At 69.3% G+C, this 13,659-nt stretch carries 9 protein-coding genes; 3 read left to right on the top strand and 6 right to left on the bottom strand.

Annotation, left to right across the window (positions count from 1 at the left end; translation table 11 throughout):
* Window positions 1-138 precede the first annotated feature (138 nt).
* Both ACWIGU_RS35110 and ACWIGU_RS35105 read right to left on the bottom strand, forming a co-directional pair.
* Complete coding sequence (locus tag ACWIGU_RS35110; protein ID WP_356272533.1) at window positions 139-1,044, bottom strand: tRNA (adenine-N1)-methyltransferase; 906 nt, start codon at window positions 1,042-1,044, stop codon at window positions 139-141.
* A gap of 61 nt (window positions 1,045-1,105) precedes the next feature.
* Window positions 1,106-2,632 (bottom strand): site-2 protease family protein, encoded by a 1,527-nt coding sequence (locus ACWIGU_RS35105; protein WP_454405714.1) that lies wholly within the window; start codon window positions 2,630-2,632, stop codon window positions 1,106-1,108.
* A 206-nt stretch (window positions 2,633-2,838) separates the two neighbouring features.
* Here ACWIGU_RS35105 and ACWIGU_RS35100 point away from each other — a divergent pair, with 206 nt between their 5' ends.
* Both ACWIGU_RS35100 and ACWIGU_RS35095 read left to right on the top strand, forming a co-directional pair.
* Complete coding sequence (locus tag ACWIGU_RS35100; RefSeq protein ID WP_454405713.1) at window positions 2,839-3,696, top strand: RecB family exonuclease; 858 nt, start codon at window positions 2,839-2,841, stop codon at window positions 3,694-3,696.
* A gap of 38 nt (window positions 3,697-3,734) precedes the next feature.
* On the top strand, window positions 3,735-4,406 hold the full coding sequence (locus ACWIGU_RS35095) for a response regulator (RefSeq protein ID WP_018535046.1): 672 nt from the start codon (window positions 3,735-3,737) through the stop codon (window positions 4,404-4,406).
* 70 nt (window positions 4,407-4,476) lie between these two features.
* Here ACWIGU_RS35095 and ACWIGU_RS35090 read toward each other — a convergent pair whose 3' ends face one another.
* The 4 genes from ACWIGU_RS35090 to metH form a co-directional block, all read right to left on the bottom strand.
* Entirely contained in the window at window positions 4,477-6,066 is a 1,590-nt protein-coding gene (locus ACWIGU_RS35090) for an ABC transporter substrate-binding protein (RefSeq protein ID WP_454405712.1), read from the bottom strand.
* A gap of 77 nt (window positions 6,067-6,143) precedes the next feature.
* On the bottom strand, window positions 6,144-7,748 hold the full coding sequence (locus ACWIGU_RS35085; RefSeq protein ID WP_454405711.1) for an ABC transporter substrate-binding protein: 1,605 nt from the start codon (window positions 7,746-7,748) through the stop codon (window positions 6,144-6,146).
* Between the two features lie 369 nt (window positions 7,749-8,117).
* On the bottom strand, window positions 8,118-8,813 hold the full coding sequence (locus tag ACWIGU_RS35080) for an HAD family hydrolase (protein ID WP_454405710.1): 696 nt from the start codon (window positions 8,811-8,813) through the stop codon (window positions 8,118-8,120).
* Between the two features lie 148 nt (window positions 8,814-8,961).
* Entirely contained in the window at window positions 8,962-12,483 is a 3,522-nt protein-coding gene (metH, locus tag ACWIGU_RS35075) for a methionine synthase (protein ID WP_454405709.1), read from the bottom strand.
* A 286-nt stretch (window positions 12,484-12,769) separates the two neighbouring features.
* Between metH and ACWIGU_RS35070 the strand changes: the two genes are divergently transcribed.
* Window positions 12,770-13,534 (top strand): IclR family transcriptional regulator, encoded by a 765-nt coding sequence (locus ACWIGU_RS35070; RefSeq protein WP_454405708.1) that lies wholly within the window; start codon window positions 12,770-12,772, stop codon window positions 13,532-13,534.
* The last annotated feature ends 125 nt before the right edge of the window (window positions 13,535-13,659 follow it).

Raw genomic sequence — 13,659 nt, 5'->3', positions numbered from 1 at the left:
TCCGCTGATTCTCAGCATCCTCACGTGTCCTTGCCGTATTGTGCGCGCCGCTCCTCAACGAACGGGCGCCGCCGCCGAGTTCCGCGGGGGTGCGGGGAACTCGGCGGCGGCGTCTTTGCGTTGTGTCGGATGCTCGGGTCAGCGTCCGGCGTTGCCGCCGTCCGCGTTCGGGCCCGAGTAGTCCTCACCGTACGCGCCCTTGGCGGGGCGGCGGCGGCGCATGGGCGGCTCGACGCCGTCCGCGAGGCGGCGGGCGGTGAGGAGGAAGCCGGTGTGGCCGATCATGCGGTGGTCCGGGCGGACGGCCAGGCCCTCGACGTGCCAGTTACGGATCATCGACTCCCAGGACGTCGGCTCGTTGAAGCAGCCGATCTCGCGGATGGACTCGACGGTCCGCGCGAGCTGGGTGGTGGTGGCGACGTAGCAGCAGAGGATGCCGCCGGGGACGAGGGCCTTGGAGACGACCTCGAGGCACTCCCAGGGGGCGAGCATGTCGAGGATGACGCGGTCCACGTCGGAGTCACTCAGGTTGTCCTGGAGGTCCCCGACGGTGAGCTGCCACGCGGGGTGGGAGCCGCCGAAGTAGCGCTCCACGTTCTGCGTGGCGATCTCGGCGAAGTCCTCGCGGCGCTCGTAGGAGTGCAGCATGCCCTCGTCGCCGATGGCGCGCAGCAGGAAGCTGCTCAGCGAGCCGGAGCCGACGCCTGCCTCGACGACGCGTGCGCCGGGGAAGATGTCGGCGAAGGCGAGGATCTGCCCCGCGTCCTTGGGGTAGACCACGGCGGCGCCGCGGGGCATGGACAGGACGTAGTCGGGGAGCAGGGGGCGCAGCGCGAGGTAGGCGACGTTTCCGGTGGTGCGGACAACGCTGCCCTCGGGAGCGCCGATCAGCTCGTCGTGCGGGAAGGAACCCTTGTGGGTGTGGAAGTTCTTCCCGGCCTCGAGCGTGAACGTGTAGTGGCGGCCCTTGGGGTCGGTCAGCTGTACCTGGTCCCCGACCTTGAAGGGCCCGCGTCGGCGGGCGGCACCGGTCGGTTCGGACATGTGACCAGCCTACCGGTCCGCGGGGAGCCCGCGGACCAGGGGCGCGGGGGTGCGGGCCCGGTCAGGAGGGGCGGGCCATGGCCTTGACGAAGGCGCGCTCCACGTCGGCGGCGGACAGGACGCCGTAGATGGCGCCGCTCTCCTCGACGACGAGGTACTCGGTGGCGGGGGTGGCGCGGAGGGTGTCGAGGAGTTCCTCGCCGGCGAGTTCCGCGGAGATGCGCATGCCGTCGGTGAGGTCCTGGGCGAGGCCGCTCACCGCGACCCAGGGGCGGCGGTGTTCGGGGACGCCGACGATGGCGGCCTCGCGGACGAGGGACCGGGGTTCTCCGTCGACGTCGACGATGACGAGGGCGCGGGCGCCCGCCTCGTTGGCGCGGCGCAGGGCCTCGGAGAGAGGGGTGGCGCTTTCCACGGGGACGGCGCGGCGGGTGAGGGTGCGGGCGCGCAGTTCCGGGAGGTGTTCGCGCAGGCGGGCCATGCGGAGGCTGTTGCCGGCGCCGGTCCAGATGATCGCGGCGAGGATGGCGGCGAGCAGGGCGTCGGTGACGGTGTCCATGCCGCTGACGTCCGCGGCGCCTTCGCCGAGGGCGCCGGACTGGGTGAGCAGGGGCAGTCCGATGAGGACGGTGACGGCGAGGGCGCGGCCGACCCAGGCGGCGGCGACGGTGCCGCTCATGGGCTTGCCGGTGATCTTCCAGACGATCGCGCGGAGCATGCGGCCGCCGTCGAGGGGCAGGCCGGGCAGCAGGTTGAACGCGGCGACGATGAGGTTGGAGATCATCAGTCCCGCGAGCAGGACGCCGGGCACGGTGCCGGGTTCCACGGCGAGCATGCCGAGGTAGAAGACGCCGGCCAGGACGAGGGAGAGCAGGGGTCCGACGAAGGCGAGCACGAACTCGCGTCCCGGTGTCTCGGACTCCTTCTCGATCTCGGACACGCCGCCGAAGAACTGCAGCTGGATGCGGCGCACCGGCAGCTTGAAGCGGAGCGCGGCGACGGTGTGCGCGAGTTCGTGGACGAGTACGGAGGCGTAGAACGCGACCGCGAAGAAGAGGGAGACGAGGTAGCGGGCGGCGCCGAGTTCGGGCAGGACGTGGTCGAGCTGGCCGCCGAAGACCCAGGTGATGAGGGCGGCGACGAGGAACCAGCTGGGCGCGACGTAGACGGGGACGCCGAAGGGGCGGCCCATGAGCAGTCCGCCTCGGGGCTCGGGTGCCTTGGTGGGGCGGCGGCCGCTGGTCGCGGGGGTGCGGGCCGGGGGCTCGGGGTCGGTCTGGCGTGTGTCGTCGCTGTCGGGGGAGGCGGGCTTGGTGAACGGGTCGGAGCCGGGGGCGGTGTCCGGTGCGCTGTCGGAGGTCTCGCTCCGGTCGGCCGGGGTGGTGTCCTCGCCGTCGGCCGGGGCGGCGGGGTCGGGGTGTTCCGTGTGCGGGGGCTCTTCCGGATCCTGGGGCGCGTGCGGCACGGAGTTCGCTCGGGCCGCGCCGTTCACGGGTGTTGGGGCCACGGGGGGTGTGGGGCCGGGGCGGGCGGCCTCGTGGTCGTCCGTCGTGCCGCTGCCGGGCTGCGGCCGGCCGCTGTCGTCCACGGTGATCCCTCGGTCCCCTCGTCAGAAATCCCTCGCTCCTGCCGTTGCACGATCATGCAGGGCGAGGGGGTCTGCCGTCGATGGTATGCGTCCGGTGTGGCGCGGCCCTCGTCGACTCCCCTGCGGCGTCGCGGGGCCCCGCTTCCCAGGACGCCCGTGACGCGTTCGTACCTGACTGTCAGTGGCTGCCCGTAAGGTCTGTCGTCATGGAAACCAGCACCGAAGGGGCCGCCGCGGCCGCTCGCCCTGCGTCGCTCTCGCCGTCGCGCGCGAGCGACTTCATGCAGTGCCCGTTGCTCTACCGGTTCCGGGTGATCGACAAGCTGCCCGAGAAGCCGAGCGAGGCGGCGACGCGCGGCACGCTGGTGCACGCCGTGCTGGAGAGACTGTTCGACGCGCCCGCGGGCGAGCGGACGGCCCCGCGGGCCAAGGCGCTCATTCCCGGCCAGTGGGACCGGCTGCGTGAGGTGAAGCCGGAGCTGGCCGAGCTGTTCGCGGACGACGGCGAGGGCGAGCGGATGGCGCGCTGGCTCGGCGAGGCCGAGCAGCTCGTCGAGCGCTGGTTCACGCTGGAGGACCCGACGCGTCTGGAGCCCGCCGAGCGGGAGCTGTTCGTCGAGGCCCAGCTGGACTCGGGCCTGAAGCTGCGCGGCATCATCGACCGGGTCGACGTGGCGCCGACGGGCGAGGTCCGGATCGTCGACTACAAGACGGGCAAGGCCCCGCGCCCCGAGTACGCGGAGGGCGCGCTCTTCCAGATGAAGTTCTACGCGCTGGTGGTGTGGCGCCTGAAGGGGGTCGTGCCGCGGCGTCTCCAGCTGGTCTATCTGGGCAGCGGCGATGTGCTGACGTACGACCCGGTGGTGGCGGACCTGGAGCGGGTGGAGCGCAAGCTGCACGCGCTGTGGGAGGCGATCCAGCTGGCCACGGAGACGGGCGAGTGGCGGCCGCGCCCGACGAAGCTGTGCGGTTGGTGCGACCATCAGGCGGTTTGCCCGGAGTTCGGCGGGACTCCCCCGCCGTATCCGCTTCAGATCGGGGGGCCCGGGTCGGAGAGCAGCTAGCAGGGCAGAATGGGCCCGGACTACCTAAGGAGAGTTACGTGGCGATCCGCGTCCTACTGGTCGACGACCAGCCGCTGCTCCGTACCGGGTTCCGGATGATTCTGGAGGCCGAGCAGGACATCGCGGTCGTCGGCGAGGCCGGAGACGGCCTGCAGGCGCTCGACCAGGTACGTGCCCTGCAGCCCGATGTGGTGTTGATGGACATCCGTATGCCGCGGATGGACGGTGTCGAGGCGACCCGGCAGATCACCGGCCCCGGCCGGGACGGTCCGGCGAAGGTGCTCGTCCTGACGACGTTCGACCTCGACGAGTACGTGGTGGAGGCACTGCGTGCCGGCGCCAGTGGCTTTCTGCTGAAGGACGCTCCGGCCAATGAGCTGGTGCAGGCGATCCGGGTGGTCGCGGCGGGCGAGGCGATGCTCGCGCCGAGCATCACGCGGCGGCTGCTCGACAAGTACGCGGACCATCTGCCGTCCGGCGACGAGCCGGTGCCCGACACACTCCACACGCTGACCGAGCGTGAGGTCGAGGTCCTCAAGCTCGTGGCCCGCGGCCTGTCGAACGCGGAGATCGCGGCGGATCTGTTCGTCAGTGAGACGACGGTGAAGACCCATGTCGGCCATGTGCTGACGAAGTTGGGGCTGCGCGACCGCGTGCAGGCGGCGGTGTACGCGTACGAGAGCGGTCTGGTGCGTCCCGGCGCTCAGTAGACAGAGGCAGTACCAGCCGAGAGAACAGACCGGTGGCCGCCTCCCCTCGCGGGAGGCGGCCACCGGCTTGTCACGCGGTGCCCTTGCTGATCTCCCAGAAGCGGAACACGGTCGACGCGTCGAGGCACGACTCCAGGCCGTAGACGCTGTCGCGGACGACGGCGTACTGCTTGGCCTGCCAGACGGGCAGGACCGGCAGCTCGTCGGCGACGATGTTCTGGAGCTGCTCGAAGTCCCGGTCTGTGGAGGCGCGGTCGCTCTGGGCCCCGGTCTCCGGGATGATCTTCCCGGTGATGGTGCTGTTGGTGTAGTTGTTCCCGAGCACGTTGCCGGCGCCGAAGAAGGGCTGGGTGAAGTTGTCGGGGTCCGGGTAGTCCGGGACCCAGCCCTTCACGTACACGCCGTACTTGCCGGTCTTGATGTCCTTCTCGTACTGGCTGAGCTCGATGGACTTCATGTCGGCGTCGAACAGGCCGCTCGCGTTGAGCTGCTTGGCGACGGCCGCGAGTTCCTGGTCGGTGGCGGGGCCGTAGCGCGAGGGCGTCGACCAGAGGGTGATCTTCACCTTGCCGGTGATGCCGTCGGCACGCAGCGCGGCGCGGGCCTTGGCGGGCGAGGGGTGGGCGCCGTAGGTGTCGAAGAAGGCCGTGTTGTGGCCGCTGATGCCCGCCGGGATGATCGAGTACAGCGGCGTGGCGGTGTCCTGGTAGACCTCGTCGACCAGGGCGTCCCGGTCGATCAGGTAGGCCATGGCCTTGCGCACGGACAGGCGTCCGGCGACGGGGTCCTTCATGTTGAAGACCAGGTGCTGGACCTCGGCACTGGTGCCCTCGACGACGTCCATGGTGTTGCGCGTCGAGGTGGAGTTCTCGATGCCGGCGATGTCCTTGGCGGCGAGTCCGCGGTAGGCGAGGTCGATGTCGCCGCCGAGGAGGGCCTTCTTCAGGCCCGCCTGGTCGCCGTGGAAGAACTTGATGGTCATGCCGGAGTTCTGGACCTTCGCGGTGCCCTTGTAGCCCGGGTTGACCGAGAAGACGGCCTTCTTCTTGTCGAAGGAGTCCAGCTTGTAGGGGCCGGAGCCGACGGCCTTGCCGTCCGTGCGCAGGCCGTCCATGGAGTAGGCGGCGTGGTCGACGATGGATCCGGCGCCGGACGCGATCTTGCTGGGGAAGGTGGCGTCCGCGTGCTTCAGCTTGAAGACGACCGTCTTGGCGTCCGGCGTCTCGACCTTGTCGAGCATGGGGAACATGATCGCCGGGCCGGCGTCGTCACCGATGTGCATCATGCGGTCGAAGGAGAACTTGACGTCCTTCGAGGTGAGCTTGTGGCCGTTGCTGAACGTGAGGCCGTCGCGCAGGGTGCAGGAGTAGACGCGGGTGCCGGAGTCCGTGAAGGAGCACTCCTTGGCGGCTTCGGGTTCCGGCTCCGTGCTGCCCTTGGGGAAGCTCAGGAGCGACTGGAACACGTTGTTGAACAGCAGCCACGACCCCGGGTCGTAGCCGGACGCCGGATCGGTGGCCTGGATGTCGTCGGACATTCCCATGACCACGGCCCCGCCTGGCCCGGCGGCGTCGCCCTGGTCGGTGCCGCAGCCGGCCAGCAGGGCCGCGATGAGTCCCGTCCCGAGGGGAAGGACCAGCCACTGGTTGCGCATTCTCACGTACGTGCCTTGTCGTCAGTGGTGCGGAAGTCGGGCGAGCCGGCCGCCCTGGACGGGAAGGCCGGCTCGCGCTGGGATCAGCCGCTCACGCCGCGGCCGAGCTCCCAGAGCTGAAGGATCGAGGAGGAGCTCAGCGCCCACTCGACTCCGGTGATGTCGTCGCGTGCTGCGACGTACTGCTTGCCCTGCCAGAGCGGCAGGACCGGCACGTCGTCGGCGACGATGTCCTGGATGCTCGTGAGGCTCTTGGAGGCGGTCAGCCGGTCGGCCTCACGACGGGACTCGGGGATGAGCTGGTCCCGGATCGTGCTGTTCGCGTACGGGGACGCGAGGAAGTTGTCCTTGTCGAGGAACGGCGCGATGAAGTTGTCGGCGTCGGGGAAGTCGGGGAACCAGCCGAGGCCGTAGACGTCGTACTTGCCCTTGAGTTCGGCGGCGCGGTAGGTGTCCCACGCGTCGCCCTTGATGTCGACCTTGAACAGGCCGCTGGAGTTGAGCTGCTGCTTGAGCACCTCGAACTCCCGCTTGGTGGCGGGGCCGTAGTGGTCGGTCGTGTAGTGCAGGGTCAGCTTCACCGGCGTGGTGATGTCGGCCCGGGACAGGATCGAGCGGGCCTTGGAGACGCTCGGCTCGCTGTACTTGTTGAAGAACGAGTTCGTGTGGCCGGTGATGCCGGCGGGCACGAGCGAGAAGAGCGGCTCGGCGGAGGTGCCGTAGACGTCGGCCGTGAGCTGGCCGCGGTCGACGACCTGGGCCATGGCCTGGCGGACGGCCTTGCTCTTGACCACGGGGGCGCTGGTGTTGAATCCGAGGTAGCGGATCTCCATGCCCGGCATCTCGACCAGGTTGATGTTCTTGCCCGGGTTGTCCGAGAGCTGCTTGATCTGCTCCGGCGACATGGTGCGCGTCATCATGTCGACGTCGCCCTTTTCGAGGGCCTTGCCCATGGCGTCGGCATCCGCGAAGGAGACCAGCTCCACCTTGTCGTTCTTCGGCTTCAACTGCCCCTTGTAGTGGGGGTTCTTGGTGAAGACGGCCTTGACGAGGGTGTTGTTCTTGACCTGGGCGTCGAGGGTGTACGGGCCGGAGCTGTCGACCGAGAAGCCGTTGCGCAGCTTCCCCTTCGTGTAGTCCTCGGGGTTGACGATGCCGGCGGTGGGTGTGGCCAGCTTGTACGGGAAGGTGGCGTCGGGGCTCTTCAGGTGGAAGATGACCTCGTTGCGGCCCTTGGTCTCGATCGTGTCGATGCTGGAGAGCAGCGCGGAGGAGCCGCTGTCGCTCTTGATGCCGAGCACTCGGTCGATGGAGAACTTCACGTCCGAGGCGGTGACGGGGGTGCCGTCGGCGAATGCGAGGCCCTTGCGCAGGGTGCAGGAGAAGCGCTCGTTGCCGGTGTCGGTGAAGCCGCAGGTCTGGGCGGCCTCGGGCACCGGCTCGCCGCCGCCGCGCGGCATGGCCATCAAGGTCTGGACGGTCTGGCGCAGCACGTTCCAGGAGCCCGCGTCGTAGGCGTACGCGGGGTCGAACGGGGCGGGGACCGCCTTCGAGGCAACGAACCGGTCGGTGGTACCGACGGCGATCGGGTTGCCGTCCTTGCCCCCGCTGTCGGACCCGCCGCAGGCGGCGAGTACAGGCGCGAGCAGGCCGATGACGGCCGGCAACACCAAAGTCTTGCGGTTCATGCTCGAAGTTCTCCAGAGCTGTCGATCCCGTGGGCCCGGCAACGGGGGTGGTGTCGACGGGACACGAGGGGTTACGGCGATGTTCTCGCCACGAGATTAGTGCGCACGGCGAAGCGTCCCGAAGGGGCCGGAGCCACGGCTTCATCACGCTGCGAAACCGGGCGTGGACACACCGATAACCCCACACGGGTCTCTTCGGCTCAGGGTCCGACCAATCGGGACACAAGGTCACTCGGGAAGGAGTGCAGGGTGGGGCCGCAGCACAGGTCCTCATACCTGTCGACCCCACATCGAGTGGGAAACGTCACACGGTCAACTGGGTTGATGGGCGCCGCATTTCGGCCTTGTGCGAGCGGTGTTACCGAAGGTTCAGTGGCCCATCAGGCCATGGAGGAAAGGCAGGTTGACGTGTTCGAGCGAGGGGACGACGGTACGCCGGTAGGCGGGTGCGATCGGGGCGACAGAGGGTACGGCGACCACATGGCAGCCGGCCGCCTCGGCGGCGGCGACACCGGTCGCGGTGTCCTCGATGACGGCGCATCTGGCCGGATCCGCACCAAGGCCCGCGGCCGCGAGCAGATACGGGTCGGGGTACGGCTTCGTCCGCTCGACCTCGTCACCTGCGACGGTGAGCGCGAAGTGCTCGGGACCGAGCGAGGTCAGGACCCGGTCGATGATGCGCCGGTGTGAGGCGGACACGAGGGCCATGGGCACCTCGTGGGCGGCGAGTTCGGCGAGCAGCCGCGCGGCGCCCGGCATGAGCGGCAGGACGCTGTTGATGCGCTCCTCGAAGCCGTCGTTGAGCAGCACGGTCAGCTCGGGGAGCGTGATGTCCGCGCCGGTCGCCTCGATGAGGAAACCGGCACTGCGGGTCATGGGGCCGCCGACGACGACTTCGCGCCACGCCTCGTCGAGCGCGTGCCCCAGCGAGCCGAAGACGGCGACCTCGGCGTCCCACCAGAAGCCTTCGGTGTCCACCAGGGTGCCGTCCATGTCGAGGAGCACAGCCTGCAGGGCGGAGCCTTCGGCCGTTCGGGTACCGAGAGCGGGGACCGTACTGGTCATCCGGGCACACCTCCGTGAGGGACGAGAAGGCCGGCTGCCTCCTTTTGACGGGAAGGCAACCGGCCTGCACTGGACCGACCAGTGTACGTCGCGTACGGATCAATGCGCGCGACGGCGGCTCCGGGGACCGACGCGCCGCGCGACCGCGCTACCGCGCGTTGAAGTACTTCGCCTCCGGGTGGTGGATGACGATCGCGTCCGTGGACTGCTCCGGGTGGAGCTGGAACTCCTCGGAGAGCTGGACACCGATGCGCTCGGGCTCCAGGAGCGATGCGATCTTGGCGCGGTCCTCGAGGTCCGGGCACGCTCCGTAGCCGAGCGAGAAGCGGGCGCCGCGGTACTTCAGCGCGAACATGTCCTCCATCTCGGAGGGGTCCTCGCCGGAGAAGCCCAGCTCGGAGCGGACGCGTGCGTGCCAGTACTCGGCGAGTGCCTCGGCCAACTGGACGGACAGGCCGTGCAGTTCGAGGTAGTCGCGGTACGCGTTCGCCTCGAAGAGCTTGGCGGTCTCCTCGCCGATCCGGGAACCGACCGTGACCACCTGAAGGCCCACCACATCGGTCTCGCCCGACTCCTCCGGGCGGAAGAAGTCCGCGAGACACAGGCGGCGGCCACGGCGCTGGCGCGGGAACGTGAAGCGGGTGCGCTCATTGCCCTGGTCGTCGAGGAGGATGAGGTCCTCGCCCTTGGACACGCACGGGAAGTAGCCATAGACCACGGCCGCTTCCAGCAGGTTGTCCCTCTGCAGCCGGTCCAGCCAGCCGCGCAGACGCGGACGGCCCTCCGTCTCCACCAGCTCCTCATACGTCGGCCCGTCACCGGTGCGCGCCTGCTTGAGCCCCCACTGCCCCTTGAACAGCGCGCCCTCGTCCAGCCAGGACGCGTACTCCTTGAGCTGGATGCCCTTGATGACCCGGGTACCCCAGAAGGGCGGCTCGGGGACCGGATTGTCCACGGCCGTGTCGGAGCGTGCGGGCCCCTCCTCGGGCCGCTCCTCGATCTGCACGCCGCCCGCCTTCACCCGCCGTTGCTTCAGCTCCGGCAGGCTCGCGCCCGGCACACCCCGCTTGACCGCGATCAGAGCATCCATCAGGCGCAGCCCCTCGAACGCGTCACGCGCGTAACGGACTTCACCCTCATAGATCTCGTGCAGGTCCTGCTCCACATACGCCCTGGTCAACGCCGCACCACCCAGGATCACGGGGAAGTCGGCCGCCAGCTTGCGCTGGTTGAGCTCCTCCAGGTTCTCCTTCATGATCACCGTCGACTTGACCAGCAGCCCGGACATACCGATCACATCGGCCCGGTGCTCCTCCGCGGCTTCCAGGATCGCGGAGACGGGCTGCTTGATGCCCAGATTCACCACGTTGTAGCCGTTGTTCGACAAAATGATGTCGACCAGGTTCTTACCGATGTCATGAACGTCACCACGCACCGTGGCCAGGACGATGGTGCCCTTGCCCTCCGCGTCGGACTTCTCCATGTGCGGCTCCAGATAAGCCACCGCGTTCTTCATCACCTCGGCGGACTGCAGCACGAACGGCAACTGCATCTGACCCGACCCGAACAGCTCACCGACAACCTTCATACCGTCCAGAAGAGTGTCGTTGACGATGTCCAGGGCCGGGCGGGACCCCAGGGCCTCATCGAGATCGGCCTCCAGACCGTTCTTCTCGCCGTCGATGATGCGCCGCTTGAGCCGCTCGTCCAGCGGCAGCGCGGCCAGTTCCTCGGCCTTGCCCGCCTTGAGGGACTTCGCGGTGGCCCCCTCGAACAGCGCCATCAGCTTCTGCAGCGGGTCATAACCCTCCGCGCGACGGTCATGGATCAGATCCAGAGCCGTCCGCACCTCCTCCTCGCTGAACCGCGCGATCGGCAGGATCTTCGACGCGTGCACGATCGCCGAATCCAGGCCCGCCTTCACACACTCGTCCAAGAACACCGAGTTCAGCAGAATGCGGGCGGCCGGATTGAGACCGAAGGAGATGTTCGACAGGCCGAGCGTCGTCTGCACATCCGGGTGACGGCGCTTCAGCTCACGGATCGCGCCGATCGTCGCGATGCCGTCCTTGCGGGACTCCTCCTGACCCGTACAGATCGTGAAGGTCAGACAGTCGATGAGGATGTCCGACTCATGGATGCCCCAGTTCCCGGTCAGATCCTCGATCAGGCGCTCCGCGATGGCGACCTTGTGCTCGACCGTGCGGGCCTGGCCCTCCTCGTCGATGGTCAGCGCGATCAGCGCCGCGCCGTGCTCCCGCGCGAGCCGCGTGACCTTCGCGAAGCGGGACTCGGGGCCATCCCCGTCCTCGTAGTTCACGGAGTTGATGACCGCACGGCCGCCGAGCTTCTCCAGGCCCGCCCGCAGGACCTCGACCTCGGTGGAGTCCAGGACGATCGGCAGCGTGGACGCGGTCGCGAAACGGCCCGCCAGCTCCTCCATGTCCGCCACGCCGTCACGGCCCACGTAGTCGACACACAGGTCAAGCATGTGCGCGCCCTCGCGGATCTGGTCCCGGGCCATCTCCACACAGTCGTCCCAGCGGCCCTCCAGCATGGCCTCACGGAACTTCCTGGACCCGTTCGCGTTCGTCCGCTCCCCGATCGCCATGTACGAGATGTCCTGACGGAACGGAACCGTCTGGTACAGCGACGCGGCGCCCGGCTCGGGACGCGGCTCACGCACGGCGGGCGACAGGCCACGGACGCGCTCGACGACCTGGCGCAGGTGCTCGGGCGTGGTGCCGCAGCAGCCGCCGACGAGCGAGAGCCCGTACTCGCGGACGAACGTCTCCTGCGCGTCCGCCAGCTCGGGCGCGGTCAGCGGGTAGTGCGCGCCGTTCTTGCCGAGGACGGGCAGGCCGGCGTTGGGCATGCAGGACAGTGGGATGCGGGAGTGGCGGGCGAGGTAGCGCAGGTGCTCGCTCATCTCGGCCGGGCCGGTGGCGCAGTTCAGGCCGATCATGTCGATGCCGAGGGGCTCCAGGGCGGTCAGGGCCGCGCCGATCTCGGAGCCGAGGAGCATCGTGCCGGTGGTCTCGACCGTGACCGAGCAGATCAGCGGGAGGTTCGCGCCGGTGGCGTCGAGGGCGCGGCGGGCGCCGATGATCGAGGCCTTGGTCTGGAGCAGGTCCTGCGTGGTCTCGACGAGGAGCGCGTCGGCGCCGCCGGCGATCATGCCCTCGGCGTTCTGCTGGTAGGCGTCGCGCAGCGCGGTGTACGCGGCGTGGCCGAGGGTGGGCAGCTTGGTGCCGGGGCCCATCGAGCCGAGCACCCAGCGCTGCTGCCCGGTGCTCGTGGTGAACTCGTCGGCGACCTCGCGGGCGATGCGCGCACCGGCCTCGGAGAGCTCGAATACACGTTCGGGGATGTCATACTCCCCCAGGGCCGCGAGGTTCGCGCCGAACGTGTTCGTCTCGACGCAGTCGACGCCGACCGCGAAATACTCCTCGTGGACCGAGCGGACGATGTCGGGGCGGGTGACGTTCAGGATCTCGTTGCAGCCCTCGAGGTTCTCGAAGTCCTCGAGGGTCGGGTCCTGCGCCTGGAGCATGGTGCCCATCGCGCCGTCGGCCACGACCACACGGGTGGCCAGGGCTTCACGGAGGGCGTCGGCTCGGGTCCGGCCGGTGGGGTCGGTGGACGGGACGGGCGTTGGCAACGAGGCCATGAAAGTGCTCCCTGAGGTGCGACGGCTGTCGGCTTTGCGGCTCCCATGGAGGAGGCGCACTCGGTCAGGGTAGCCGGGCCGGTGGTTTCCGCGCGGAGGCGTCCACTGGACGGAACGCCATGTGGCGCGGGGTGCGGGTGCGCACAGGTGTGGCCCGAACCGGGGCGTCGAGCCAAACGGGGCGAAATATAGGCTCCTCGCGTATTCGCACGAGGTCGGCAACGACCGATAGTGTTCAGCATTGCCGAACGTTGCTCGGCGAGAGGATCGAGGAGGAAGGGCTGGGATGGCACGGAACATCCAGTCACTCGAGCGGGCAGCCGCCATGCTGCGGCTCCTTGCGGGCGGTGAGCGCCGGCTCGGCCTCTCGGACATCGCCTCCGCACTGGGGCTGGCCAAGGGTACGGCGCACGGCATACTGCGGACGCTGCAGCACGAGGGCTTCGTCGAGCAGGACGCCCCGTCGGGCCGCTATCAGCTGGGCGCGGAGCTGCTGCGCCTCGGCAACAGCTATCTGGACGTGCACGAGCTGCGGGCGCGCGCGCTGGTATGGACGGACGACCTGGCGCGCTCCAGCGGCGAGAGCGTATATCTCGGCGTCCTGCACCAGCAGGGCGTACTGATCGTGCACCACGTGTTCCGGCCCGACGACAGCCGTCAGGTCCTGGAGGTCGGGGCGATGCAGCCGCTGCACTCCACGGCACTCGGCAAGGTCCTTTCGGCATACGACCCGGTGGCGCACAGCGAGGTGGTCGAGGTGGAGCGAAAGACGTTCACCGGGCGGACCGTGAGCGACATCGTGGAGTTCGAGACGCTCCTCGACCTGACCCGCGCGCGCGGCTACGCGGACGACGTCGAGGAGACCTGGGAGGGCGTCGCCTCCGTCGCGGCCCCGATCCACGACCGGCGGCGCATGCCGGTCGGCGCGGTCGGCATCACCGGTGCCGTGGAGCGCGTGTGTGTCGACGGGGACCTGCGTCCTGAGCTCGTCGCCGCCGTGCGGGACTGCGCCCGCGCCGTCTCCCGGGACCTGGGCGCCAGCCGCTTCTGAGCGCCCGCGCCGCCTCGACGCCGCTCTCCGCACGAACGCAAGGCCCCGCTTCCCGGCGGGGCCTTCGCCGTTTCGACGTGCAGGCCGCAGTGTTACGGGCCACCATCGACGGACGTGCGGTCCAG

The sequence above is a fragment of the Streptomyces sp. NPDC055400 genome, assembly GCF_053644375.1.
Note: the sequence above shows the minus strand (reverse complement) of the source record. Positions and strands in the feature narration are given on the sequence as shown.

Excerpts from the sequence above, each read along its gene's own strand:
- ACWIGU_RS35110 (WP_356272533.1), bottom strand. The coding sequence starts at position 1,044 with ATGTCCGAACCGACCGGTGCCGCCCGCCGACGCGGGCCCTTCAAGGTC.
- ACWIGU_RS35100 (WP_454405713.1), top strand. The coding sequence starts at position 2,839 with ATGGAAACCAGCACCGAAGGGGCCGCCGCGGCCGCTCGCCCTGCGTCG.
- ACWIGU_RS35085 (WP_454405711.1), bottom strand. The coding sequence starts at position 7,748 with ATGAACCGCAAGACTTTGGTGTTGCCGGCCGTCATCGGCCTGCTCGCG.
- ACWIGU_RS35080 (WP_454405710.1), bottom strand. The coding sequence starts at position 8,813 with ATGACCAGTACGGTCCCCGCTCTCGGTACCCGAACGGCCGAAGGCTCC.
- metH (WP_454405709.1), bottom strand. The coding sequence starts at position 12,483 with ATGGCCTCGTTGCCAACGCCCGTCCCGTCCACCGACCCCACCGGCCGG.
- ACWIGU_RS35070 (WP_454405708.1), top strand. The coding sequence starts at position 12,770 with ATGGCACGGAACATCCAGTCACTCGAGCGGGCAGCCGCCATGCTGCGG.